This is a genomic window from Streptomyces sp. NPDC097640 (genome assembly GCF_040302705.1).
Lineage (GTDB): Bacteria > Actinomycetota > Actinomycetes > Streptomycetales > Streptomycetaceae > Streptomyces.
This window is the reverse complement of the sequence record NZ_JBEOSB010000008.1, coordinates 17,834-38,586: the sequence shown is the minus strand read 5'-3', so window position 1 is coordinate 38,586 and position 20,753 is coordinate 17,834. Positions and strand designations below refer to the sequence as shown.

The window sequence follows — 20,753 nt, the reverse complement described above, 5'->3', positions numbered from 1 at the left end:
TTAAAGGTTTTATCCGCCAGTCCCTCAGGAGCCCCGCCGTGCGCACCCGTCCCTCCCCGCGGCCACTGCCCGCCGCCCTCGCCCTGCTGCTGTGCGCCGCCTGCACCGGCGGCTCGGGAGCCCGGGACACCGCCGACGACGTCCCCGGGGCGAAGCCCGGCGCCGCCGGCGTCGGCGATCCGCTCTTCCCGAAGCTCGGCAACGGCGGCTACGACGTGACCCGTTACCGCCTCACCCTCGACTACGCCCCCGACTCCGGCCGTCTCAAGGGCACCGCCGAGATCAGCGCCCGCACCACCCGCGCCCTGACCTCCTTCCACCTGGACCTCACCGGGCTGCGGGTCCGCGAGGCCAGGGTCGACGGCAAGCCCGCCAGGACCGCGCGCTCCGGCACCGAGCTGACGCTCACCCCCGCCGCCGCCCTCCCCAAGGGCCGCGCCTTCAAGACCACGGTCGTCTACGACGGCAAGCCCAGGACCATCAAGGACCCCGACGGCTCGGAAGAGGGATGGATCAAGACGGCCGACGGGGCGTTGGCGGTCGGCGAGCCCACCGGCTCCATGGCCTGGTTCCCGGGCAACCACCACCCCTCCGACAAGGCCGCGTACGACATCACCATCACCGTCCCCCAGGGCTACACCGCCGTCTCCAACGGCGAGTTGACCCGCCGGAGCGAGAACCACGACCGCACCACCTTCCACTGGCGCACCGACGAGCCCATGGCGAGCTATCTGGCCACCGTCGCCATCGACGACTTCGACATCCACACCACGACCACCGACGGCACGCTCCCCCAGTACGTCGCCATCGACCCCGAGCTGTCCGACCGCGCCGCCGAAGTCCCCGACCAGGTCACCGAGGTCATCGACTGGGAGAGCCGGACCTTCGGCCGCTACCCCTTCTCCTCCACCGGCGCGATCGTCGCCGACGTACCCGACCTCGGCTACGCCCTGGAGACCCAGACCAAGCCGCTCTACCCCTCCCCGCCGAGCGAGCCGCTCATCGTGCACGAGCTCGCCCACCAGTGGTTCGGCAACTCCGTCACGCCCCGGACCTGGAAGGACATGTGGCTCAACGAAGGGTTCGCCACCTACGCCGAGTGGCTGTGGGAGGAGGACCACAACGGCCGCAGCGCCCAGGAGATCTTCGACGACTTCTACGACGGCACGGACGACGAGAGCGAGGGCATCTGGGACTTCCCGCCCGCCTCCCCGCCCAGCGCCGGCCGGGTCTCGGACCCGCCCGTCTACGGACGCGGGGCGATGGTGCTGCACAAGGTGCGCGAGACCGTCGGCGACAAGACCTTCTTCGCCATCGTGCGCGCCTGGACCCGCGACCACCGCCACGGCAACGCCGACACCGCGCAGTTCATCGCGCTGTGCGAGAAGAAGTCCGGCAAGGACCTCCAGGACCTCTTCGACGTCTGGCTGTACGGGGACGGCAAGCCGAAGAAGCCGTGACGCGCTCAGCTCAGCTCGGCTCGTAGCGCCCCGCCCCGGGGGCCGGGATGGCGAGGACGCGGTCCCGCAGGACCGGGAGCTCGGCCCGGATCGCCGCGACCGCGGCCGTGTCGACCTCGGCGGTGAGGACCTCCTCGCCCGCACCGGCCTCGGCGAGCACCGTGCCCCATGGATCGACCACCAGACTGCCGCCCGCCTGCTCCATCCCGCCGTGGGTGCCCGCGGCGCAGCAGGCCAGGACGACGGCCTGCTCCTCGACCGCGCGGGCGCGCACCAGGATCCGCCACTGCTCCCGGCGCCCGGCGGGCCAGGCGCCGGGCACGACCAGGATCTCCGTACCGGCATCGACCAGTGCCCGGAACAGCTCGGGGAACCGCAGGTCGGGGACCGTCACGACGTCCCGCCCGGCGGCCATCCAGGCGGCCTCACCGGTGTCGAAGCCATAGCGGTGGATCTTGCGGTACGTGCCGCGCAGCGCCCCCGTCCGGTCGAAGACCAGCGCGGTGTTGTAGAGGGCGCCGCCGTCGCGCTCCACCACCGTCCCCGCGTGCAGCCAGACGGCCGCGGATCTGGCCGCCGCCGACATGGCGCGCAGGGTCGGCCCGTCGATGCCGATGGGCTCGGCGCCTGTCCGCCAGTCGTCGTAGGCCCAGGCGCCGGTCGGCCAGAGTTCGGGCAGCACCACGAGGTCGTCACCGGCCCGGCCGCGGACCAACGCGGCGGCGCGCGCCCGGCGGTCGTCGGCGGATTCCGTGTCCGAGACCGCGAGCTGGACCAGAGAGGCGCGCACGGGTCGCCCCCTTCCGTGGGCCGTCCCGCCGATGCGAGGGGACAGCGACATAAGCGACATTCTCCCAGCCCTCCCGCCGGCCCGCAGCCCGCCCCGGCGACCCCGATCAACCGGGATCCGCCGCCCGGTTTTAGATCCGCTTAACGACGCTCAGGCACCTTTGGCCCCTACCCAGGGGGGACCATGCGGGAGCAGACCAGACGTTCCGTGCTGCGCTCGGCGGCGGCGGTCGGTGTCGGTACCGGGATCGGGATCCCGGCCGCCGGGACCGCGAGTGCGACGGGGGCGCCCGGCCAGGGCGCCGCCTGCCCGCCGCCGCTCGGCCCCGTGCGGGTCGGCAGCAAAGACCCGCGCTACTACGAGTTGGTGCGTCGCGGCACCAACGCGCGCTTCACCGGATCGCCCGATCACGTGCGCGTCGTGGGCACCACCGAGCACGTGGAGGAGGCGGTGCGGGACGCGGTGCGCGGTGGCCTGCGCGTCGCGGTGCGCGGCGGCGGACACTGCTTCGAGGACTTCGTCGACAATCCCGAGGTCCGGATGGTCATCGACATGTCCGGCATGACGGCCGTCTCCTTCGACCCGGACCGCAACGCCTTCGCGGTCGAGACGGGCGCCACGCTCGGGGAGGTGTACCGCAGGCTGTACCTGGGCTGGGGCGTGACCATCCCGGGCGGCTGGTGTCCCTCGGTGGGCGCGGGCGGCCATGTACAGGGCGGCGGCTTCGGCACGCTGAGCAGGCTGCACGGGCTCACCGTCGACCACCTGTACGGGGTCGAGGTCGTCACCGTGGACGGCGGCGGGCGGGTGCGCACGGTCGTGGCCACCCGCGAGGACGACGACCCGCACCGGGATCTGTGGTGGGCGCACACCGGGGGCGGCGGCGGCAACTTCGGGGTGGTGACCCGCTACTGGTTCCGCTCCCCCGGCGCCGGCGGCTCGGACCCGGCACGGCTGCTGCCGGCCCCGCCGCGGCACGTGCTGACGTTCCGGGCGGCGTGGCGCTGGCAGGACCTCGACCGGGCGGCGTTCACCCGGCTGATGGAGAACCACGGCGCCTGGGTCGAGGCCAACAGCGACTCCGGCTCACCCGCCGCCGCGCTGCACTCCGACCTCCTCCTGATGCCGGCCGTACTGGGCGCCCCGTACATCATGGGCCAGGTCTCCGCCGAGTCGAACGCCGAGCGGCTGATGCGCGACCACCTCGACGCGATCAGCGCGGGCACCGCGGCCTACTCGCTCACCCAGCTGCGGAAGGAAGTGCCCTGGCTCCAGGCCGCGCTGATCGGCACCGGGGAGGGCGTGAGCCGCCGCTATACGAAGATGAAGTCGGCCTACGCGAAGAAGACGCTCAGCCGCGCCCAGACCGAGGTGGCGTTCTCGCATATGACCGACCCCGACCCGGGCCGCGTACCGGGCGTGATGACGCTGTCGACGTACGGCGCCAGGGTGGGAGACGTCGCCCCCGACGCCACCGCGTACGCCCACCGCGGGGCCCGCTTCAAGATCGGGTATGTGACGGCCTGGGCCAACTCCTCGGACACCGACACGTTCGAGGCGGGCGTCAGGAACTTCTACCGGGCGATGTACGCCGGCACGGGCGGTGTCCCCGTCCCGGATGAGATCAACGACGGGGCGTACATCAACTACCCCGACGCCGACCTGCGGAACCCGGCCTGGAACACCTCGGACACACCGTGGCACCACCTCTACTACAAGGACAACTACCCGCGTCTGAAGCGGGTGAAGGCGCGGTACGACCCCACGAACGCCTTCCGCCACAGCCTTTCCATCGAGCCGGCCTGAACCCCCGGGTACGTCACCCGGACGCGGGAGCCAGATCGAGGCGGGCGGGCTCGTCGCGGTCGCAGCGCAGCCTTCCGTCGACGACCCGGGCGGTGGCGACCTGGAGCGAGGAGCGGCGGGTGGCGTGGGTGCCGTCGTCCTCGGTGCCGGAAGGGCCGCGGCCCGGGTGCGTGAAGTAGAAGACGTAGGCGGTGTCCTCCTGGACGACCACGTCGGCGTGGAGACCGATCGTCCCGTCGTCGGGGCGGCGGCCCGGCTTGTCCAGGATCAGCCCCTGGTGTTCCCAGGTGGTGAGGTCGTCCGACCGCAGCACGCCCTGTCCGCGCCACTCGTCGACGAGCATCCAGTAGTGCCCGCCGAGTTCGAAGACGTTGGGCCCCTCGTGCGGACGGTGGCCGACCGCGAGGCCGGTGGGCCGCCAGTGGTGGAGGTCGGGGCTGTCGGCGGCGTAGGTGAGGGAGCCCCGGGTCTCGTCCTTGAACCACATCCGCCACCCCCCGCCCGGCAGCGGATACACGCACGCGTCGATGACCCGGTCGGAGGCGAGGTCCAGGTCGCCGTGGTGGGTCCAGTCCAGCAGGTCGGGACTGGTGTAGTGGCGGATGCGCGCGGGGCCGGTCCAGGAGTCCGGCACGCCGCGGATATAGCTGACGTACATGTGGTGGAGCCCGTCGTGCCAGATGATCTCCGGTGCCCAGAAGGTGTTCCTGCCCCACTCGGTGTCCAGACCGGTGAGGGTGGACCGGTACGTCCAGGTGCGGCCGCCGTCCGCCGACGCGGCCACGCCCAGGTCGGTGCCGTGCACCCAGGTGACGCCGGGGCCGGGGGCGGTGGCGCGGCGGTTGGTGTAGATCAGCCACCATTCGCCGCGCTGACGGTTCCAGACGGCGACGGGGTCGGCGGCCCCGTCGAATACCGGGTCGCGGAAGAGGGGGGCACTGGCCGCGGGGATCACAGGGTCTCCATGGTGTCCGGACGGGGGCGAGGGCACTTCGGGGCACTTCGGGGCGCTTCGGGTGCGCCAAGGGCTTCCGGCCGGGTCAGCCGCCGGTCGACTCCCGGACCACCACCGAGAAGCCACCGACGAACTCCTCGTGCCGGGTCGAGGGCTCGGTCCGCTCGATGAGCTCGGTCAAGAGGTCGACGGCCCGCTCGGCCATGCCGTCGTGATCCGGATCGACGGTGGAGAGCGAGGGGATGAAGAACTCGCTCTCCGTGACGTTGTCGAAGCCGATCACCTTCACCTGCTCGGGCACTCGGATGCCGACATCCGCCAGGCCCCGCAGCACCCCCATGGCCAGGGTGTCGGTCACACAGAACACGCCGTCGAAGGCGAGGCCGCGCTCCGCCATCTCGTGTGCGTGACGAACCCCCTCGCGCATGCCGAACCTGTCCACCTGCTGGACCAGTGCCGGGTCCGGCTCCAGGCCCGCCTCCCGCAATGCCTGCTGGTAGCCCATGAGGCGGAGGCTGGAGGTGTCCACCTCGTCCACCGTCCCGCACAGCATCGCGATGCGCCGGCAGCCCCGCTCGATCAGATGGCGGGTGGCCGCCCGGGCGGCCTCCAGGTTGGGCATGACGACGTGGTCCACAGGGCCGCCGAAGATCCGGTCGCCGAGGACGACCAGCGGGTGGTCCACCTTCAGCCGCTCGGCATCGGCCTGTCCCATGCCCGCGGCACTGAGGATGAGCCCGTCGTAGAGGTGATTGCGGGACAGGGACAGCGCGTCCAGCTCGTTCTCCCGGGAGGCCGTCTGCTCGATGCTCACCCGCAGGTTGCGGCGCTCGGCCGCGGCGATGATGCCGGCCGCCAGCCGCCCGTAGTAGAGGCTGTTCACCTCGGGCACGGCGAGCCCGATGGTTCCGGTACGGCCCTTGCGCAGATTGCGGGCCGCGACGTTGACCCGGTAGTCGAGCCGGGCCATCGCCTCCAGGACCTTCTCCCGGGTCGCCCTGCGCACGTTCGGATGATCGTTGATGACGTTCGACACGGTCATCGGCGAGACTCCGGCCGCCTTCGCCACATCCTGGATCGTTGCCACACTCGCCCCCTGTCCCCAGTCTCCGAACCCACTCGCATGCTAAGCCCCGCGCTCTCGCCCCTGCCTTCCCTCACTGGCCGGCGCGGGCGCGCAGGACGGTGAAGGAGTGCGGCGGAAGGGTGCAGACCGGCCCGGTCGGCCGGTCGTGGACGGGCTCGGCCGGGGCGGGCCCGAACCGGCTGGTGGCGTCCGGGGGGACGGTGAGGGTGGTGCGCGCGTAGCCGGCCACGGCGCCCTCCCCGCCGGACATCCGGAGCCGGACCGGGACGGGGTCGGGCGTGGTGTTCGCGATCTTGACGATCACCTCACCGGCGGCGCTGTCGCGGACGGCCGAGACGGCGAGGACCTCCGGGTCCGGCCGGACGTCCTCGACGTCGTGGACCAGCTCGCCGTCGCGGTAGCAGCGGATGCGCCGACCGTCGACCTCGACCCGCAGGTCGTACCAGCGGCCGCTCTCGACCCCCGCGGGCAGGCGGTCGCTGAGGTCATCCGGTACGTCGTCGTCCACGCGCTGGAGCCACGTCGACTGGTTGTCCCAGCCGCCGAGCGTCCACTGGCACCGGTTCCCGGGCGACGTCCCGGCGAAGCCCAGCACGAAGCCCTCGGCGCCGCCCGTCTTCCTCGCCCGTACGGACAACGCGTACGACCGTCCGTCCACCGCCTCCACCGCGTCCGGCAGGACCAGCCTGGCGTCCGTGCCGCCCGCCGCCTGCCGGACCAGGCCCCGGCCGTCCGTGATCCAGGTGCCGGACTCGGCGTGCCAGGCGCCGAAGTCCGGGGCGGGCACGGGCTCGGCGTCCAGCGGGCCGAGGAACACGTCGGTGAATTCGGCACGCGTGCCGGAGCCGGTGCCGAGGTGGACGGTGTGCCGGGGATTCCGCGGGACGGACGGTGCCTGGGGTGCCCCGGTGACGGTGACGGGCAGGGCGGTGTCGCCCGAGTTGACCGAGTGCATCCGCTGCACGTGGTAGTTGAGGGTGGGCCAGACGTGCGTGTTGTCGAAGTAGATCAGGTCGGGCAGCCACTGGATGTGGTCGCGTTTGGCGAGCAGCGGGGCGTAGGAGGCCAGCCGGACGACATCGCCGTTGCGCTCCATGGCGATCATGTAGGCCGCCTCCGCGACGGCGCTGCGGCCGTCGTTGCGCCAGCTGCCGTACTCGCCGATGTACAGGTGGGGGCCCTCGCGGTCCATCGCGTCGAAGCGGCGGGTGTTCTCCAGCAGCCAGCGCGGGGATTTGTAGGAGTGCTCGTCGACGACCGGGAGGTCTCTCTCGCGGGCGAACGCCCAGCCCTTCTCCCAGTCCTCCCCGAAGGTGGCCGGGCCGAGGGTGCCGATGACCGTGATCTCGGGGTGGCGTTCCCGCAGGGCGTCGTGGATGCGGGAGAAGCGGTCGCGGAAGGCGTCGGTGATGGTGTCCTCGTTGCCGACGCCCAGGTATTCGAGGCCGAAGGGCTCGGGGTGCCCGGCGGCGGCGCGCAACGCGCCCCAGCGCGAGTCGGCGGGGCCGTTGGCCCACTCCACCAGGGCCAGCACCTCGGCGATGTAGCCGGGCATCTCCTCCTCGGGGAGCCCGGCCTGACCGGTCCCCGCGCTGTTCTGGCAGCAGACCCCGGCCGGGACGACGGGCAGCGGCTTGGCGCCGATGTCCTCGCAGAACTGGAAGTACTCGTGGTAGCCGAGGCCCATCGACTGGTGGTAGTGCCAGATGTTGAACTGCTGACGGCGCTCGTGCAGCGGCCCGATCGTCTCGGACCAGCGGTACATGTTGCCGAGCCCCTGCCCGTGGGCGAGGCAGCCGCCGGGGAAGCGGACGAACTTCGGCTTCAGGTCGGCGATCGCCTGCGCCAGGTCGGCGCGCAGGCCGCCGGGCCGGCCCCGGAAGGTGGCCTGCGGGAAGAGCGAGACCAGGTCCAGGTGGACGGTGCCGGCGCCGGTCGCCGCGAGGGTGAACCGGGCGTCGGGATCGGTCGCTTCACAGGAGATGACCGCCGCGTGCCGCTGCCAGGATCCGCCCGCCGGCCCCAGCTCGGCCTGGCCGTGGATCCGTTCCCCGTCCCGGCTCTCGATGCGCGCCACCAGCCGGTTCGCGGTGCCGTCGGCGAGGCGGGCGAAGAGGCTGACGTCGTAGGTCTCCCCCGCCCGGACGGGGATGCCGTCGAAGCCTTCGTTGCGCAGCCCCGCCCCGAGCCCCTGCGCGCCGGCGGCGGTGGTGCGCAGGACCGCGTGGTGCGGGTTGGCCGGGTGCAGCGGTGCGTCGGTGGACACGGTGACCGTTCCGGCGGCGCCGTCCCGCTCCAGCAGCTCCCACGCGGTGAGGGCGTGCCAGTCGGGGTGGTCGGCGGGACCGTACTCGAAGGAGCGGTTCTGTACGAGTTCGGCGTAGAGGCCTCCGTCCGCCGCGTAGTTGAGGTCCTCGAAGAACACGCCGAACAGGTCGGGCGAGATGGGGGTGCCGGGGGCCCGGGTGTCCACCTCGACCACCGTCTCGAGGGGACGTTCACTGTGGGACACGGATGTACTCCTGCTTCGGTGTGGTGGTGTGCGCGTGCCGTGGTGGGCGGCCCCGGGCCCGGGGCGCGGGGCCGCCCGGGGGTTACTTGGGGTACATCAGCGTGCCGAAGCCGAACTGGTCGTAGCCGCCGCTGTTGCCGCCGTAGTCGCCACCGCCGCCCTCGATGCCGACGAGGTCGCACATGGCCGCGATGTACTTGTCGTCCAGGCGCTTGATCCGGTTGTAGTGGTAGTGGAGCATGGCCCACACCGGGCGGATGGTTCCGCGGGCGTAGTCGTTGATGACGGTCTGCTCGTTGTACGCGCAGTTGTGGCCGCTGCCCCAGCTGTAGGTGGTGAACGGTACGTCCAGGCCGATGTTGTACTTGGCGACGTACTGGGCCCCCTTGAAGAACCGGTTGTCGTCATAGCCGTACAGGTCGACGCCCTGGTTCCAGGCCATCTCGCAGACCACGCCCATCTGGCCGATCCCCATGACGCTGTGGGCCTGGTCGCGGCCGGCCTCCTGCCACTGGCCGAGGGCGTAGCCGTCGTCGTCGGTGTGCAGGAACGGGACGGCGTGGCCGATGGCGCCGTTGCCCGCGCCGCTCTTGGCGTAGGTGACGGCCTCGTCGAACATGGCGCCGTCCTCGCAGAGGATGGCGATGGCCATGAGGGAGGCCAGGTTGCACAGGTCCCAGTTGGCCCAGTAGTGGGTGATGCAGGTGTTGTTGTGGTACGTCAGGAAGCCGTGGTTCCACGGGTAGAACACGTTCCGCATCATCTGCTGGAAGGCCTCGAGGTCGAAGCCGTCGTAGTCCCGGAGCAGTTCTCCCACGTTGGCGAACTGCCAGCCCTGGAGGCCGGCGAGCAGGCAGGCGTCCGTGGGCCCGTCGAGCGCCGTCAGGGTGCCCGACCAGGCGTTGCAGATGGCGGCCGCGCAGTCGGCGTGGGCCGTGTCGCCGCTGATCAGCCAGCGCAGGGTGTTCTGGTAGGCGGCGGCGATGTCGTTGTAGAGGAGCGTGTAGTTGTTCGAGGTCCCCGCCCCGCGGTAGACGGTGGCCTGCGGGCGGGCCGTCCAGGTGGGCGCGGAGTGGGCGTTGGCGGTCAGCACCTGCCAGGTCGAGTACCACGGGTCGACGCCCGCGGCCACCTTGACCCTGGCCCGGTTGATGTCGCCGGGATGGTGTATCCCGCCGGGGTGGTTCCAGACGGTCGGCGCGGCGGCGGCGGACCGGGCGGTGAGCGCGCCGCACGCCCCGACGGCGGCGAGCCCGCCGACGGCGCGCAGCACTCCGCGTCGGCTCGGCTCGGCCCGATGGGACGACGGTGTGGCGGAGGTGGGTGGGGGGAAGTCGTTGCGGCTCATCGGATGTGCGTCTCCAATCAGGCGGAGGCCGGCGAGATCCGGCCGGGGTCGATGCTCACCTCGTCGAACTCGGTGGTGCCGAGGGCCAGGGGGTTGCGGGAGCAGACCACGAGGCCCACATGGAAGGCGGCGTCACCGAAGCCGGGGATCTCGCCGGAGGCGAGGTCGGTCCAGGTGGCGCCGTCGTCGGAGGAGACGGCCGCGGCGAAGGCGGTCCCGGTACGCCTCAGCCGCAGCAGCAGGGGCAGCCGGACGGCCGCGGTGCCGGAGAAGGCGGAGGCGCCGGCCACGGTCCTGCGCAGCATCAGCTGCGCGCTGGTTCCGCCGGTCACGATCACCCCGGCCGCCTGGTCGAACGGCGACAGGGACTTGGCCATCAGCAGGCCCACCCGGTCGGCGGTGGCTCCGGTACGGGAGACCAGCCGGGCGGTGACCGTGCAGTCGCCGGTGACGGGCTGCCGCACGAACTGCCCGGTCATCCCCTGGTTGTTGACCGTCAGGTCGACGCCCGCGCCCCGGACCTCGAAGGTCCCGCCGTCGTACGACGTACTGCCCGGCGTACGGATCGCGACCACGCCGAGCGTCCCGTGGGCGCGGTCGTCGAGGATCACATCGCCGAGGTCGCCGTAGGTCCAGGGGGCGGGCGGGGGTGTGCCGACGGTGAGGGCGAGGGTGGCGGTGCCGTCGCCGGCCGCGTTGCCCGCGGTGGTGGTGACGGTGAACTCGCCGGTCTCGCGGGGCGTTCCGGAGATCAGGCCGGTGCGCCTGTCGACGCGCAGGCCGCCGGGCAGACCGTCGGCGGTGAACCGTATGGGCTCGTGCGAGGCCCTCAGGAGGTGCCGGAACTCGACGCCCTGGTTGGCGAAGGCCCGCGCGGCCGAGGTCAGTTGGGGTATGGAGGGCGTCGGCATCACCGCGGCGACCGGCTCCGACCGCGGGCCGCGCCCGGAGGTGTTGGCCTTCGCGACGGCGTAGTGGTACGTCGTCCCGGGCCTGCCGGTCGCGTCCGCGTACCGGATGCGGGTGCCGAAGCCGACCGGGCCGACGCCCGTCGCGACGGTGACATACGGGCCGTCGGCGTCGGTGGCACGCACCACCTTGTAGCGGGCGGACGGGTCCGGGTCGGTCCAGGCCAGCTCCACCGCGTCGGCTCCGCTCGCCGCCCTCAGGTCGCCCGCGGTGCGGGTGGGCCCGGGCACGGACCAGACCTCACCGGCGGTGGCGGAGACCACGGTGACGTCGTCGAAGGCGCCGGTGCCGGTCTCGGCGTAGGCCTCGTCGACGCCGAGGCAGGAGGTGAGCAGCAGGCCCGCGTAGGCGGTGTGTCCCAGCCCGACCTCGCTGGAGCCGACTTCGGTCCAGCGGACGCCGTCCGGGGAGATCGCGCCCGTGCAGCGGCGGCCCTTGCGGGCGACGCGGACCCAGTACGGCGCCCGCAGCCGGTAGCCGTCGCCCGCGCCCTCGACGTACGGGGCCCGGAGCGGGGTCGCCGACTCCGGGAGGGTGCCGAGGCCGGAGATCGGGAAGGCCGCGTTCACGGTGATCGCGTCCTGCTGGGCGGGCGGGACGGGCGTGCTGCCGGTGGCCGAGACCTCGGCGCCCGCCGTCGGCCGCACGGTCCACACCCCGCTCCAGGTGTGCAGCGGCAGCCCCTGGATCAGCATGGCGGCGTGTGCCGCGTCGGCGTCCAGGGAGTCGCGGAGGGTGACGCCGATCTTCGAGTACTGGGAGCTGAGCGGCCACACGATCCGTGCGGTGACCGCGCCGTCGCCGCGCAGGGGCAGATACGCGAGGCGGTGGGTGTCGGCGGTGCCGCTCGCCTCCAGGACGAAGCGCTCGCCGTCGAAGGCGGCGGAACCGGGGGTCTTCACCTCCCCGATGTCCCGGGTCGACCAGGGCTCCGGAAGCCCGGCGGTGGCGGCCACGGGACTCGACGTACGGCTCGTGCCCCGGGAGTTGGTGGCGGTGACGGTGTAGTGGTACGTCCGGCCCCGGTGCGTGTGGCTGTCCCGGTACGCCGGCTTGTCGAGGCCGGTGGCGATCTCCTCGTACGGCCCCTCGGACCGCGCTCCACGACGGACGGTGTAACCGGTGGCCCACGCCGAGGGCAGCCAGCTCACGGTGGCCCCGGTGGGGTCGCCGACCGCCGTGGCCCCCGCCGGTGCCGTGGGCACGCCCGGTGGCGGGGCCGTGGCGCCCGCGTAGGCGAAGGTGCCCCAGCCGGGCAGGTCGTCGTTGGCGCCCTCGACGACGCGGGCGCCGCCCGCACCGCGGAAGACGGCCGCCCTCGTGTCCGGGGTGTCCAGGCCCCGCACCCCGGCGTAGTGGGCGTAGGCCATCTCGTAGACCGGGGGGAGGTTGCCGCGGGCGGTCGCGGACACCGTCTTCTTGATGTACTTGCCGGTGCGGTCGAGGTCGGGGGTGAAGGGGACGTCGCCGCCGAGGTTGTAGCGGGCGGCGTACTCGAAGTTGGCGAGGATGCGGTTGCCGTCGAAGGCCCACAGGTCGACGCCCTGGTTCCAGGCGACCTGGGCGATGTCGCCGGTCAGGCCGACGGCGAGCTGTTCGTGGCCCTGGTCGCGGCCGGACTCCTGGCCCTGGCCGGCGTCGGTGACGACGCGGTGGGCGACGCCGCCGTTGCCCGGGCCGGCCGCGGCGAACCGCAGCGCGTCCTCGAAGAGGGCGGGCTCCCCGCAGAACACGCCGATGGCCAGGACCGACTGGAGGGCCGCCAGGTCCCAGTTGCCGTTGGCGTACAGCGTGTAGCCCGACACCGCCGGATACCAGACGTCCAGGAAGGACCGCTCGCAGCGGGCGATGTTTGCCTCCGCCCAGCCGTCGTAGCCGGTGTGCCGCAGCAGTTCGGCCGCGTTGACGAACTTGAACGCCTGGAGCCCCGCGCCGAGCGGCCCGTCCGCGCCGGTGACCATGGTGAGCGAGGCCGACCATGCGTCGAGGATGTCGCGGGCCTTGTCGGCGTTGGCCCGATTGCCGGTGACGGCCCACATGAGGGCGTTCTGGTAGGCGGCGGCCGAGTCGGCGACGGCCTGGGTCATGAAGTTGGCCGGGCCGCGGCCCCAGGAGGTGATCTGGCCCGTGTTCTGGATGACGTACGTCGGCCGGGAGCGGGCGTGCGCGGCGAACGCGAGGTAGCCGTCGTGGACGGGCGACTCCTCGGCGGCGACCGCGGCCCTCATCCGGGCCAGATCGCCGGCGCTGTGCAGCAGCCCGGGATGGGTGAAGTCTCTGCTGCCGGCGCCATCCTGGGCGGCCGCCCGCGCGGCGCCGGGCACGAGCGTGCCGCTCGCGCCCGCCGCCAGCAGCAGGGCCGCCGTGCCACCGAGGAAGCCCCGGCGGCTCGTCGGGGAGGCGGTCATGACGCGGCCGCCGCCTGCGCCTCGGCGGTGGTCAGGAACCTCATGTTGATCACGTGCTCGTTCGCGTGCCACTGCACGGTGTCGGTGGTGTAGTACCAGGTGGGCTTGCGCATCGTGTCGGCGATGACCACGCCGTTGACCACGAGGTTCTCGAAGGTGACGTTCTTGATGGCGTGATCGGCGTCGTAGCCGAGGAACAGCGACGGGTTGGCGTTCTCGCCCGTGTAGGTGAGGTTCTTGATGTAGACGTCCTCGATGCCGCGGCCGACCGAGGTGTTGTACTTCGCGTTGTACATGACCCTGAAGTTGAGGACCTGGCCCCAGCGGAAGTCCTCGATCCGCAGGTCCTCGACGCGGACGTTCCTGATCAGGTTGGAGTCCCCGGCGTTGAGGGAGATACAGCCCTGGTAGTTCATCTGGGGCTCGCGGTGGTCGAGGATGTCGACGTTTCTGATGACCAGGTTCTCGATCATCTCGGGGTTGTCGCTGTTGCCGTGTGTGCCGACGTTGACCGGGTGGGCGACATCGGCCCACAGGGTGCTGTTCTTGATGGTGATGTGGCGGGTGTCGCCGTAGAAGTCCCCGCGGTGGGCGTAGATGGAGAAGCAGTCGTCGGACGTGCGCGCGAAGCAGCCGTCGAAGGTGATGTTCCGGGAGCAGTAGACGGGGAAGCCGTCGCCCCACTGCCCCCATGTGAACACACGGGCCTTTGTGACGTGGACGTTCTCGGCCTCCCCGAAGCCCACGCCGCTGCCGAGCATGATGATGCCCTCGACCCGGCAGTTCTTGCTCCCCTCGATGTGTACGCCGCCGACCGTGGAGGTCGGGGCCAGCAGCACGCCATGCCCCTTGACGGTCACCCGCTCGACGTCGAAGGCGTCGATCCGCGCCTTGAGGACGGCGCCGCCCGCCAGGTAGACGGTCTTGCCGCTGGGGACGGTGAGGATGTTGCCGGTGACCGTGTGCAGTCCGGGGCCGTAGTAGACGACGTCCGGGTCGTCGGCGGACGGGGCGTGCCGCTCGACGGGGTTGGTGATGACGTGCAGACAGTCGAAGACTTCGTCGTTGATCTGGACGACGACGTCCTTCGGCTCGTCGAGCGTGAAGCGCAGGGTGTCGCCGAGGAGGTCGGGCTTGATGCCGTACGAGTCGGGTCTCACCCGGGCCCTCTCGGTGCCGCCCTTGAGATAGGTGACCTCCAGCTCCACCGGGCCGCAGAAGTCGAAGTACACGAGCGACGAGCCCCAGACCTTGCCGGAGCCGGTGGTGGGGTTGATCTCCTTCGTGCCCACCCCGTAGACGCCGAGGGTCTGCCAGTCGCCGTCGGGCGCGGTGCGCACGCGCACCTTGAAACCGGCGCTGGTCCCCACCCCGGACGGCACCGGGTAGGTGACGAGCTGGGGCGCGGGGGTGTCGGCCGTCTCATCGGCCCGGGCCGGTGTGGCCGTCAGGCTGGTGAGTCCTGCCGCGAGCGCCGTGGCACCGGCTGCCTGGAGGGCGGTGCGTCGGGACGGGGACGAGGCCATGCGTGACTCCTTGCGGGTGCTTGCGGGTGCTTGCGGGTGCTTGCGGGTGCGGAAAGGGTGTGGACGGCCGCGGTGGACAGGTCAGCCCAGCGGAGCCCGTACGGTGAGGAAGGAGTGGGGCGGCAGCGTCAGGGACAGCCCCCGGTCGGTGACGGTCAGGCCGTGGAACGGCCGCGGGGCGACCGCCGCGAGGTCCTGCGGGGTGTTGTGCACCTGGAGCTTGTCGGCCGTCAGCAGACGGGCGACCGGTGCGCCCAAGGAGCCGCCGCGCAGGTCGAGCGTCACCTCGGCCGGCTCCTCGGCGTCCAGGTTGGTCAGGGAGACGAGCACCTGCCCGTCCTTGACGCTGGCGGAGGCGGACAGCGTGTCGAGCTCGGTGTCGCCCACCCGGCGGCGGGCGTCGTGCGCGCTCAGATGCACGGCCAGCGAGGTGGCGTCCTGATGGTCCTTGTTCATCTCGAACACGTGGTAGGTCGGGGTCAGGACCAGTGCGTCGCCGTCCGTGAGGACCATCGCCTGGAGGACGTTGACGGTCTGGGCGATGTTGGCCATGTGCAGGCGGGCCGCGTGCCGGTGGAAGATGTCGAAGTGGGTGCTCGCCACGAGCGCGTCGCGCAGGGTGTTCTGCTGGAACAGGAAGCCGGGGTCGGTGCCCGGTTCGACGTCCCACCAGGTGCCCCACTCGTCCAGGACGAGACCGACCGTGCGGCCGGGGTCGTATACGTCCATGACCGTGGAGTGGCCGGTCAGAATGCGGTCGATGCGGCGGGCCTGGACCATGGTGCGGTAGTAGTCGGCGGTGTCGAAGTCGGTGGCGCTGCCCTTCGCCTCCCAGGGGCCGGCGATCGTGTAGTAGTGCACCGACAGGCCCTGGAAGAAGTTCTTCGGGGTGGCCTCGCAGCCGAAGCAGCTGATCTGCCGCATCAGCGTCTCGGTCCACTTGTAGTCGTCGTCGGAGGCGCCGGAGGCGATGCGGTAGAGCTTGTTGTCCCCGTGGTCGCGGCAGTACGTGGCGTACTGGCGGGCCAGGTCGGCGGAGTACTCGGCGCGCATGTTGCCACCACAGCCCCAGGTCTCGTTGCCGATGCCCCAGAACTTCACGCGCCAGGGCTGGTCACGGCCGTTGGCCTTGCGCAGCCGCACCATGGGGCTGTCGCCGTCGCGGGTCAGATACTCGACCCACTCGCTCATCTCCTGGACGGTGCCGGAGCCGACGTTGCCGCTGATGTACGGCTCGGCGCCGAGCAGCTCGCACAGGGCCATGAACTCATGGGTGCCGAAGTGGTTGTTCTCCTCGATGTCGCCCCAGTGGGTGTTGACCATGCGGGGCCGCCGGTCCCGGGGGCCGATGCCGTCCTTCCAGTGGTACTCGTCGGCGAAACAGCCCCCGGGCCAGCGCAGATTGGGGATGTTCAGGGCGCGCAGGGCCTGGACGACGTCGAGGCGGATGCCTCCCTCGTTGGGTATCGGTGAGTCCTCCCCGACCCAGAAACCACCGTAGACGCAGCGGCCGAGGTGCTCGGCGAAGTGGCCGTAGAGATGGCGGCTGATCGTCGGGCCCTCGATGTCGAGGTTGATCACCGCGGTGGCGTTGGGCACGGACGTACTCCTGCGTGGGTGTCGTGATGCGTGAGCGTGCGATGGGCTGCTGAGCGTGCGATGGCTGCGGGGGCGCTGGGTCGCGGGGGCGCAAGCAGGGGTGGTGCGGCATTCCCCACCCATGGCTGCCTCGATCGAGGCGTCATGGTTGATTAACAACCGGTTTCTTGTAGCGATACAAAACGCTGCCACCGCAGCACCGGAGGAGTCAAGAGGGCTGCCTCAAGGTTGTTGCCGACGGGGGCGGCACGCCGCCAACCCCCGTGGTCATGGAGGTGTTCCGGCCTCTTGACACTGCCCGGCCGCGCCGCCTACCTTCGCCGAAGTCTTCCGCAACCGGTTCGGGCAGGCAGACGTTTCGGGGCGTGACGCCACACCGCCGAAGAACCGGATCACCGACGCTCGGCACCCACCGGTGCGGGCGATATCGCCATCCGCACGACCCATGGGCCGTCCACCGCGGCCGGGTGCGGAACAGCGCTCTCTCTCCTCTTCCCTTCCTCGTGCCGTCCTGCGCGGCAGCACCCGTTTCCCGCGCATCCCCGCACGCCTGCCGCACGAAAGGCCTCACCGTCATGCCTGTTTCAGCCAGAGCCTCTCTCGACCGGCGCCGTTTCCTCGCCGCCTCCGCCGGTGCCGCGCTCACCGCCGCCGCCCTGCCCGGCTGTGCCGCCTCCGTCGACTCCGGGGGCGGTTCCGGGGGCGGCGGGAAGACGCTCACCGTCATGACGCTGACGGACGAGTGGGACGCGAAGACGAAGAGGAGCATCGAGAAGACGCTGAATGTGACCCTGAGGGTCATCACCTACGACGTCACCAAGCTCAACGCCATGCTGGCCGGCAAGAACCCGCCGGACGTGGTCCGCGGCATCGGCGCGACGGACACGCCCTACTTCGCCGTCCGCGGACTGATGACCGACCTGGATCCGTACCTGGCCAAGAGCGAGGTGCTCAAGGCCTCCGACCTGGCCCCGGCCAACGACGTGTGGCGCTTCGACGGCAGGAAGCAGGGCGCGGGCCCCCGGTACGGCCTCGCCAGGGACTACTCGCAGGACTGCCTGTTCTGGTACCGCGCCGACCTGTTCGAGGAGGCCGGTCTTGACCTGCCCAGCGAGACCGAGCCGCTGTCCTGCGACGAGTGGCTGGACCTCGGCAAGCGGCTGACCACGCGCCGGCTCGGCAAGGTGAAGGTGTACGGCCTCAACGCCACCGGGATGGGGGTGTTCTCCCAGCTCATGTGGATGACGGCGTCGGCCGGCGGCAGCCTGTTCGCCCACGACATGGCCTCGGTGGACTTCTCCTCCCCCGAGGCGCGCAAAGCACTGACGTGGTACCTCGACTACGCGAGGGCCGACATCGGCCCGAACCTCGTCAACCCCAACCCGGACGGCTGGGACGGGCCCACCTACCAGGCGAACCGGATGGCGATGAGCTGCAACGGCCACTGGTTCGGCGGGACCATCGCCGGTGACGCCAGGCTGGCCAAGGTCTCCCGCCTCGCGCCCGCACCGCAGCTCGGCGGCCACCGCGTCAGCCCCTGCTTCGGCGGCACCGGCTTCTGGATCCCCAAGGACGCCAAGAACAAGGACGCGGCCTGGAAGCTCTTCGAGTGGTACTTCGCCGGCCGGCCCGCCAAGGACCGGGTGGACTACGGCTGGGGCATGCCGTCCCTGAACTCGCTGCGCACGGAGCTGCCCGTGGACACCCCGCTCCAGAAGCAGGCCTACGCGGTCCAGGAGAAGGAGCTGCCGTACTTCTCGGTGCTGCCCGTCAGCCCGTACGCCCAGACGGACGCCCTGAACGCCGTGCTCAGCAAGGTGCTGCCCGGCGCGATCAAGTCCGGCACCTCGGCCGGGAAGATCGCCGACGCGCTGAACTCCCGGATGAACCAGCAGCTCGCGCGGGGCAAGGAGCTGGTGGGGTGAGCGCCGATCAGCTCACCGGACCGGAGGCGGCCTCGCCGGCGCGGGCGGCGATCCCCCGGCCGGGATCCCGCCGGGCACTCCGGCCCCGCTCGCCGCGGCTGCGACGGGCCGCCTCCTTCTACCTGTTCACCGGGCCGTGGCTGCTGGGCTTCCTGGGCCTGACAGTCTTCCCGCTGGGCTACGCGCTGTGGCTGAGCTTCACCAACTCCGACGGCCTGTCCCCCCACGCCCGTTTCGTGGGGCTGGACAACTACCGGGAGGTCTTCACCGACCCCGACACCCTCAGCTCCCTGGCCCGCACCGGGCTGTTCGCCGCGATCACGGTGCCACTGACGATCGTCGCGGGACTCTTCCTCGCGGTGCTGCTGAACCAGCCGATCCGTGGCCGCGGCCTGTTCCGCACCCTGCTCTACCTGCCCGCCGTCGTCCCGCCGGTCGGCGCCGCTCTCACCTTCAAGCTGATCTTCGACCGCGACTCCGGATCGGCCAACGGCCTGCTGGACCTCTTCGGCGTCAACGGCGTCGCCTGGCTGGCGGATCCCTACGCCCGCTATGTGCTGATCATGCTGACGGTGTGGGGTGCGGGCAACGTCATGATCATCTCGTTGGCGGGGCTACAGGACATCCCCAGGGAGCTGATCGACGCGGCGCGGGTGGACGGGGCGAGCCAGTGGCAGTCCTTCACCCGGATCATCCTGCCGCTCCTCTCCCCGGTGCTGTTCTTCCAGTTCGTCACCGGGATCATCGCCACGCTCCAGACCTTCGTCCCGCTCCTCATCTCCCTCGACCCCACCCCCAAGGGCGTCGGGGCGGTTCCCGAGAGCAACTACTTCATCATGATCGATGTCTTCTCCCAGTACTTCGCCAACGGCCGCTACGGCTATGCGTCCGCGCTGCTGTGGGTGCTCTTCGCGTTCATCATGACCGTCACCTTCCTGGTGTTCCGGATCAGCAAGGGCGCGGTCTTCTACTCCGTGGACCCCGAACAGGCGAAGTCCACGTCCCGGACGATCGGAGGCAAGTGATGGTCCTGGCCCGGCGCAAAGTCGTCTACCTCCTCCTGGTCGCCGCCCTGGTCTTCTTCCTCAGCCCCTTCGGCTGGCTGCTGATCACCTCGCTGAAGGCGCCCTCCGAACTGCGCGCCATCCCCATCCACTGGTGGCCGCACGACCCGTCCTGGGACAACTTCCGGCAGGCCCTGACCTTCTTCGACTACCTCGGTTACGCCCGTAACTCGCTGACGATCGCCGGTGTCTACTCCGTGCTGATCACCCTGGCCTCGGCCTGGGCCGGGTACGGCTTCGCCCGGCTGCACGCGCCGGGCAAGCGGTTCGTCTTCGGCCTCATGCTGTCGACGATGATGATGCCGCAGATCATCACCCTGATCCCGACCTACCTGCTGTTCGTCAAGGCCGGCCTGGTCAACACCTATGTCCCCTGGGTGCTGTGGGGCCTGTGCGGCGCACCGTACCTGATCTTCCTCTTCCGGCAGTTCTTCACCAACATGCCCAAGGAGCTGGAGGAGGCGGCGATCATCGACGGCTGCGGACAGATCCGCATCTTCTGGCGGATCTTCCTCCCCCAGTCCTGGCCCGTCGTCGCCACCAGCCTGATCCTCTCCTTCAGCTGGAGCTGGGGCGACTACGTGGCGCCCGCCCTCCTCCTGGACGACGACCGCACCACCCTCTCCATCAAGATCGCCACCGGCTATGTCAACGAGCACGGCAGCGGGCTCTTCAACCTCGTCGCGGCGGGCTCCGTGATGTACATCGTGCCCGTGCTGGTGCTCTTCCTGATCCTCCAGCGCGGCTTCGTCACGGGCACGGCCACCTCCGGCCTCAAGTGACCGGCCACCCCACGCGGACGCAAGCTAAGATGGACGTGTTTTCATGGGTGTTTCATTCAGGCTGACCCCGTGGTGGAAGGGAGCCGCACGTGAGCGACACCGAGCCGTCCGCGCCGACGACTCTCGCGGACAAGATCGACGCGCTGTTCCGCATCGTCCGGCGCCCCAACCGCGAACAGTTCAGCCACGAGGAGGTCGCGCGCGCCTGCCGGGAGGTCACCGGGGAGAGCTTCTCCACCACCTACCTGTGGCAGCTGCGCACGGGCCGCCGCGACAACCCCACCAAGCGGCACCTCGAAGCGCTCGCCCAGTTCTTCGACGTCCCGGTCGCGTACTTCTTCGACGACGACAAGGGAGCGGCCATCGCCAAGGAGCTGGAGCTGCTGGGAGCCCTGCGGGACGCCGGGGTCCGGAGCATGGCGCTGCGCGCGGTGAACCTCTCGCCGGAGGCGGTCAGCACGATCAGCGACATGATCGACGTCCTCGCCCGCCGTGAGGGCGCGGACCGCACCGAGGGCTGAC

The 20,753-nt window shown here is 71.0% G+C and carries 14 protein-coding genes; 6 read left to right on the top strand and 8 right to left on the bottom strand.

The window, feature by feature from the left end:
* Positions 1 to 38: 38 nt before the first annotated feature.
* Positions 39 to 1,460, top strand: coding sequence for a M1 family metallopeptidase (locus tag ABTY62_RS14030; RefSeq protein WP_352129665.1), 1,422 nt, complete (start codon positions 39 to 41; stop codon positions 1,458 to 1,460).
* Positions 1,461 to 1,470: 10 nt separating this feature from the next.
* On the opposite strand, the gene ABTY62_RS14025 is transcribed toward ABTY62_RS14030, so the two are convergent.
* Positions 1,471 to 2,250 (bottom strand): nitrilase-related carbon-nitrogen hydrolase, encoded by a 780-nt coding sequence (locus ABTY62_RS14025; protein WP_352129664.1) that lies wholly within the window; start codon positions 2,248 to 2,250, stop codon positions 1,471 to 1,473.
* A 183-nt stretch (positions 2,251 to 2,433) separates the two neighbouring features.
* On the opposite strand from ABTY62_RS14025, the gene ABTY62_RS14020 reads away from it, so the two are divergent.
* Positions 2,434 to 4,056 carry an FAD-binding oxidoreductase gene (locus ABTY62_RS14020; RefSeq protein WP_352129663.1) on the top strand — a complete coding sequence of 541 codons (1,623 nt, stop codon included), beginning with the start codon at positions 2,434 to 2,436 and terminating at the stop codon, positions 4,054 to 4,056.
* A 13-nt stretch (positions 4,057 to 4,069) separates the two neighbouring features.
* On the opposite strand, the gene ABTY62_RS14015 is transcribed toward ABTY62_RS14020, so the two are convergent.
* The 7 genes from ABTY62_RS14015 to ABTY62_RS13985 all read right to left on the bottom strand — a co-directional run bounded on the left by ABTY62_RS14015 (position 4,070) and on the right by ABTY62_RS13985 (position 16,460).
* Positions 4,070 to 5,011: a glycoside hydrolase family protein gene (locus ABTY62_RS14015; protein WP_352129662.1), complete on the bottom strand. Its 942-nt coding sequence runs from the start codon at positions 5,009 to 5,011 to the stop codon at positions 4,070 to 4,072.
* A gap of 85 nt (positions 5,012 to 5,096) precedes the next feature.
* Entirely contained in the window at positions 5,097 to 6,098 is a 1,002-nt protein-coding gene (locus ABTY62_RS14010) for a LacI family DNA-binding transcriptional regulator (RefSeq protein ID WP_352129661.1), read from the bottom strand.
* Between the two features lie 70 nt (positions 6,099 to 6,168).
* Entirely contained in the window at positions 6,169 to 8,610 is a 2,442-nt protein-coding gene (locus ABTY62_RS14005) for an alpha-L-arabinofuranosidase family protein (RefSeq protein WP_352129660.1), read from the bottom strand.
* 82 nt (positions 8,611 to 8,692) lie between these two features.
* Entirely contained in the window at positions 8,693 to 9,958 is a 1,266-nt protein-coding gene (locus ABTY62_RS14000) for an alginate lyase family protein (protein ID WP_352129659.1), read from the bottom strand.
* Positions 9,959 to 9,975: 17 nt separating this feature from the next.
* Positions 9,976 to 13,335 (bottom strand): alginate lyase family protein, encoded by a 3,360-nt coding sequence (locus ABTY62_RS13995; RefSeq protein WP_352129658.1) that lies wholly within the window; start codon positions 13,333 to 13,335, stop codon positions 9,976 to 9,978.
* Entirely contained in the window at positions 13,332 to 14,861 is a 1,530-nt protein-coding gene (locus tag ABTY62_RS13990) for a glycosyl hydrolase family 28 protein (protein WP_352129657.1), read from the bottom strand. The genes ABTY62_RS13995 and ABTY62_RS13990 overlap by 4 nt, the downstream gene beginning before the upstream one ends.
* Before the next feature lie 81 nt (positions 14,862 to 14,942).
* Complete coding sequence (locus ABTY62_RS13985; RefSeq protein ID WP_352129656.1) at positions 14,943 to 16,460, bottom strand: alpha-N-arabinofuranosidase; 1,518 nt, start codon at positions 16,458 to 16,460, stop codon at positions 14,943 to 14,945.
* A gap of 575 nt (positions 16,461 to 17,035) precedes the next feature.
* Here ABTY62_RS13985 and ABTY62_RS13980 point away from each other — a divergent pair.
* The 4 genes from ABTY62_RS13980 to ABTY62_RS13965 all read left to right on the top strand — a co-directional run bounded on the left by ABTY62_RS13980 (position 17,036) and on the right by ABTY62_RS13965 (position 20,752).
* On the top strand, positions 17,036 to 18,385 hold the full coding sequence (locus ABTY62_RS13980; protein WP_352129655.1) for an extracellular solute-binding protein: 1,350 nt from the start codon (positions 17,036 to 17,038) through the stop codon (positions 18,383 to 18,385).
* Entirely contained in the window at positions 18,382 to 19,410 is a 1,029-nt protein-coding gene (locus ABTY62_RS13975; RefSeq protein WP_502997456.1) for a carbohydrate ABC transporter permease, read from the top strand. The genes ABTY62_RS13980 and ABTY62_RS13975 overlap by 4 nt, the downstream gene beginning before the upstream one ends.
* Positions 19,410 to 20,231, top strand: coding sequence for a carbohydrate ABC transporter permease (locus ABTY62_RS13970; RefSeq protein ID WP_352129654.1), 822 nt, complete (start codon positions 19,410 to 19,412; stop codon positions 20,229 to 20,231). The genes ABTY62_RS13975 and ABTY62_RS13970 overlap by 1 nt, the downstream gene beginning before the upstream one ends.
* Before the next feature lie 89 nt (positions 20,232 to 20,320).
* Positions 20,321 to 20,752, top strand: a complete 432-nt coding sequence (locus ABTY62_RS13965) for a helix-turn-helix domain-containing protein (protein WP_352129653.1) — start codon at positions 20,321 to 20,323, stop codon at positions 20,750 to 20,752.
* Position 20,753 lies beyond the last annotated feature (1 nt).

Bases quoted from the DNA above. Each gene is read 5' to 3' on its own strand.
- ABTY62_RS14000 (WP_352129659.1), bottom strand. From the start codon at position 9,958: ATGAGCCGCAACGACTTCCCCCCACCCACCTCCGCCACACCGTCGTCC.
- ABTY62_RS13990 (WP_352129657.1), bottom strand. From the start codon at position 14,861: ATGGCCTCGTCCCCGTCCCGACGCACCGCCCTCCAGGCAGCCGGTGCC.
- ABTY62_RS14020 (WP_352129663.1), top strand. From the start codon at position 2,434: ATGCGGGAGCAGACCAGACGTTCCGTGCTGCGCTCGGCGGCGGCGGTC.
- ABTY62_RS13970 (WP_352129654.1), top strand. From the start codon at position 19,410: ATGGTCCTGGCCCGGCGCAAAGTCGTCTACCTCCTCCTGGTCGCCGCC.
- ABTY62_RS13980 (WP_352129655.1), top strand. From the start codon at position 17,036: ATGCCTGTTTCAGCCAGAGCCTCTCTCGACCGGCGCCGTTTCCTCGCC.
- ABTY62_RS13995 (WP_352129658.1), bottom strand. From the start codon at position 13,335: ATGACCGCCTCCCCGACGAGCCGCCGGGGCTTCCTCGGTGGCACGGCG.